This is a genomic window from Mycobacterium sp. E3247 (assembly GCF_001667785.1).
Lineage (GTDB): Bacteria > Actinomycetota > Actinomycetes > Mycobacteriales > Mycobacteriaceae > Mycobacterium.
The window spans coordinates 1-1,355 of the sequence record NZ_LZJG01000171.1 but is presented as its reverse complement, the minus strand read 5'-3'; the positions used below and the strand labels follow the sequence as shown (position 1 = coordinate 1,355).

Below are 1,355 nucleotides of genomic sequence, written 5' to 3'. Positions count from 1 at the left end.
TCAAACGGCTGAAAGTTGGTGCCACGCGGCGGTTTTCGGCCACCACCCGGGAGTCGTTGTTGGCGGATCTGCGCCGGATACTCGATCCGGATTACGGCGTGCGTGCGCGAGAGATCGCCCGGCACATGACCAAACCCGCTGAAAGCGTTGTCAAGGCCGCTGACGTGGTGGAGAAGTTTGCCGGCTCGCGGAGTCGCGCCTGATCGGCAAAGCCGACAGCGCGGATGTGTGCCGCACTGTCAGCGTCCTGACTCCGGCGCCGGCGCCGAACTAGTTGCCGCTTCTGGAGACACGGGACCACACTTTCTGGCACACTAGATATCTGATCAGCCGACGATGCCTGGGGGTCGCGTCAAACCGTCAAAGGTCGTCACAGTCCAATGGTCGGGGGGATAGGGCCGATGATATTGGCTTCGTCACACCCGACGGCGCCCGGTGGGAATTGCCGGTTCGCCCGCTCGCGGAACCTCATTCCCCATGCCATGCAACGAAAACAGTCAATCCCAATAGGGAAGGGAGAGACTGAAATTAGGGCCGAAAGACCCTACTCTGAAGTGTTGCCGGGGCAAGGGAAAAGTGATTAAGGTTACAACGCGATGAAATTTGCTGTGGCAAGCTACGGGACGCGCGGTGACATAGAGCCGTGCCTCGCTATCGGGCGGGAACTGACGCGCAGAGGGCACGAAGTCCGCATGGCCGTCCCGCCCAATCTTGTTGAGCTCGCGCAGGAAGCAGGCCTGGCGGCCATCGGCTACGGACCCGACATGCACGACTTCTGGAGCGACGAGTTCATCCGCGACTTCTGGAAGAATTTCGTGCGCGGGCCCATCAAGTTGATGCGCGACGCATGGGAGCCGGTGCTGCGGAACTGGCAGCTGATGAGCTCGTCACTGATGTCGGTCGGTGCCGGCGCCGATTTGATCTTCACCGGACAGCTCTACCAGGACCTCGCGATCAACGTCGCCGACTACTACCGCATTCCGATGGCCACGCTGCATTACATTCCGATGCGGCCCAACGGCGAGCTGATTCCGGCACTGCCCGGGCCGATGGTCCGTACCGGGATGGCGGTGTACGACTGGATGTGTTGGCGGATGAACAAGAGGGCCGAGGACCGGCAGCGCCGCGAACTCGGACTGCCCACCGCCACGAAACCCTCGCCCCGGCGGATCGCCGAACGCGGCTCGCTCGAGATCCAGGCCTATGACGAAGTCTGCTTTCCCGGGCTGGCCGCCGAATGGGCGAAGAAATGGGGCGACCGACGGCCCTTTGTCGGCGCGCTGACCATGGAGTTGACCACGGACGCCGACGAGGACGTGGCATCGTGGATCGCCGGTGGATCGCCGCCGATCTGC

Annotated in this window: 1 protein-coding gene and 1 pseudogene; both read left to right on the top strand. The window is 62.8% G+C overall.

From position 1 onward, the window contains the following. Nucleotides 1-203: pseudogene (locus tag A9X04_RS32245) on the top strand (glycosyl transferase family 1); the annotation flags it as partial. Between the two features lie 393 nt (nt 204-596). After that, nucleotides 597-1,355, top strand: a 759-nt coding sequence (locus A9X04_RS32240) for a glycosyltransferase (RefSeq protein WP_197509106.1), incomplete at its 3' end; no start/stop codon positions are given.